A 3201-nucleotide genomic window follows, 5' to 3' on the forward strand; every position below is an offset into this window, starting at 1 on the left:
AGTTCAGCCAGCATCGGATGCTTATCAATATACTCGTACCAAGTCGTTTTACCTATATCGAGTTTCTTGATGATATCCTCTGCATTCACGCCTTCTTCAAACCATCGCTGAATCTCCGCTAGTCTAGGATATACATGGGTTTCCCACTTGGTTGGACGTTCCAATGCTTCAGCAAATTTCGGATGCTTCCTGCGATAATCGCCTAATGTCCAAATATGAATATTTAGCCGTTTCGCAATCTCCTCATCTGTGGCTCCTTCACGTACCCAAACGGGAATATCCTTCAGTCTTGGCACAACGAATTGATCATATTTGGTCAGTATTTTTGGTTTATTCCTTTTGGGATTGTTATTGTTCTTACTCATTCTGCTCACCTCCATCACAAAAAAAGGGAACAGCCGGCTATCGACCATTCCCCATATGTATCAGCTTACCCTTCTAACTCAGCCTCGTAAAACAATTCGATATCCTCAATCACCTTCTGAATCAACTCATTGTCCTCCCGAGCCTCCTCAGTTCCTAGCACATTTACCTTTTCAGCTTGCATACCCTTTAGGAACCGAATCACCATATTCACTTTTGCCTTACCCAATTGAATCACCCTTTCGGTTTAGTCAGCACATGATACCTCTGACCTTGCCGACTCAGCAATAGCTTCTTGATAGCCATATTGGTTACCATTCCGAATCAAATAGTTGTATAATATTGTATAAAGGGGTTGCACCGAATAATACGGTATATGAAGTGGGGGAATTTACCTATGCTTAAAAAACTGAATATCTATCAAGTTCTTAAATTTGTATGTGCCGCTGTTGTTATAATCACGTCCCTTTGGTCACTTGCTTATCCCGGCGACCATATTATATTCAAATTCTCACAATTTTTCCTCGGTCTCATGTTTTTATTTACTGGCTTCTCTGAACTTAAGGCAAATCGAAAAACTTACGCAATAGTTTGCTTCAGTGTCTCCTTGTTTTCTATTTTGGTATTTATAACTACACTTCTTTTCAGAAAAGGTTAACTACTCGTTCTCTAATTCTGTCTCAGCAACAATTTCTGAATAGCCCGTCTTCACTCCATCTCGAATCAAATATACGCCGTTATCACTGCCAACGTGGGCAATATATCGCTTCACAATCACATCTACATATTTAGGGTCAAGCTCACTCGTATAGCAAATCCGATCCGTTTCCTCACAAGCTATCAACGTTGAACCTGAACCACCAAATGGATCAAACACGATATCACCAAGCTTACTTGAATTTTTAATTGGGTAACTAATCAAGGGAATCGGCTTCATGGTCGGATGATACTCATTCCGAAAGGGACGATCAAATTGCCATAATGTCGTTTGCTTACGATCACTATTCCAATAGTGTCCACCTGTCGGCTTCCAACCGTACAATACGGGTTCGTGCATCCAGTGATAATCGGCGTGTCCCATTACCATTGCTTGTTTAGCCCAGATACAGCATTGTGCTAGTTTGAATCCAGCTTCGATAAATGCCTTCCTAAAATTTAAACCTTCGCTATCAGCATGGAACACATAAATACTTGCTCCATCATCTGCTACTTCAAACATTTGAGTATAGGCAGCCAATAGGAAATCATAAAATTGGTCGTCATCCATTTTATCATTCTCAATTTTCAATGCATCCTTGGTCTTACCTGTATAGTCCACATTATAAGGTGGATCAGTCACAATGAGTTGTGCCTTCTTGCCATCCATCAATATTGCGATATCTTGTGGATTAGTCGAGTCACCGCATATGAGCCTATGCTTACCAAGTAGCCAAATGTCACCTTTGCGAGTAATCGGATGTTCAGGTAATGCTTCTTCTAAGTCGAAATTATCTTCATCATCCACATTTTCTTCGTGTAATGTATCCAGCAACTTCTCACACTCACTCATATCAAATCCAGTTAGAGAAAGATCATAATCAGCTAGTTTTAATTCTTCCAGTTCCTGCGCCAGCAATTCAAAATTCCAATCTGCATACTCAGCCGTCCTATTGTCTGCGATTCTGAAGGCTTTGACCTGTTCAGGCGTTAAATCATCGACTAATATAGTTGGGACTTTCTTTAATCCAAGCTTCTTGGCTGCTAACAGTCGTGTATGTCCTGCTATGATTTCATGATTGCTGTCAATTAGAATGGGATTTTTAAAGCCATAACTCTGAATACTCGTTGCTACATAATCTACAGCTTTCTCATTATTTCTGGCGTTTTTTATGTATGGAATTAACGTTTCTACGTTTACGAATTTGATTTCCAATCCACTTGATTCCCCTTTCTACCTTCATTTTTAAAAAGGCTGCAATCCACATCCAGGTGAAAAACACACCAACCGCAGTGATAAATCGTAATATTTCTATGATTATTGCTTGTAACATTAATAGCATTGTTGTTGCTCCTCTCTAAATGAAAAAGGAACCCTAGCTCATAGCCAGAGTTCCCGTGTTATCGAATTTGTAATTGTAAACCTGCTCATTGTGTCACGTGACACATTTCAAACTTTGTAGGTTCAAGTCCTCAATTCGTGTAGTTTAAAATTTTGCAAATAATAGTCCAATTCAGCAAGATTAATTTCAACCTGTAAATCAAAAATTTTAAAACGATATTCCTAGCCAGTTAATAATATGACTTGATTACGTGTATGAATGCTGCTGAATGTATGTATGTATGGTCTATACGTGGGATAGGGGAAACTCAAAACCGCGATAAAACCACTTCGCTACGCTTCGTAAAACGGTAGTATCGCCTGCCGACGTTTCCCCTCCCACACCCAACCCCATTTCGGCTAATTAAGTTCACTTTCTCAACTCCAATCATCCCTTCACTCTAAAATTTATGGCTAGACATATGTATTCATATCCTATCACAGCCTCTCTACGGGCTGACAAGCCCATTGTATAAATCCATCTATAAACATGTTTCCTATTCTCCGTCCGTTTGTTTCCAATTTTATAACGCCAAATTCCTGTCTTCGCTCCAATTTCTCCATTATAATTGTGGATTTTTATTAGCTGTTTCCATGTTTCCAGTTTTGAGCACTCCTTATCACATATACACTCTTCACCAGCACATAATATTCGATCAAATATTATTTATATGTATTTCTCTCAAGAGTTAAAAAAACAGGAAACATGGAAACAAACTCATTATTCTCTATATAAATAAAGCATTTTTCCGTTTCCAATC

General features: G+C 39.0%; 3 protein-coding genes and 1 pseudogene. 1 reads left to right on the forward strand and 3 read right to left on the reverse strand.

Translation table 11 applies throughout. The annotated features are described in order from the left end of the window. Nucleotides 1–365: pseudogene (locus tag ACWXW9_RS28905) on the reverse strand (transposase); the annotation flags it as partial. A 65-nt stretch (nucleotides 366–430) separates the two neighbouring features. Then, on the reverse strand, nucleotides 431–592 hold the full coding sequence (locus tag ACWXW9_RS28910) for a hypothetical protein (RefSeq protein WP_200893528.1): 162 nt from the start codon (nucleotides 590–592) through the stop codon (nucleotides 431–433). Between the two features lie 168 nt (nucleotides 593–760). Between ACWXW9_RS28910 and ACWXW9_RS28915 the strand changes: the two genes are divergently transcribed. Next, entirely contained in the window at nucleotides 761–1021 is a 261-nt protein-coding gene (locus ACWXW9_RS28915; protein ID WP_494932194.1) for a DUF3953 domain-containing protein, read from the forward strand. Here the strand turns inward: ACWXW9_RS28915 and ACWXW9_RS28920 are convergent, their stop codons facing one another. Next, nucleotides 1022–2275, reverse strand: coding sequence for a DNA modification methylase (locus ACWXW9_RS28920; protein ID WP_494932195.1), 1254 nt, complete (start codon nucleotides 2273–2275; stop codon nucleotides 1022–1024). Nucleotides 2276–3201: the final 926 nt, after the last annotated feature.

It is taken from the genome of Paenibacillus sp. LT-B23, assembly GCF_059417685.1.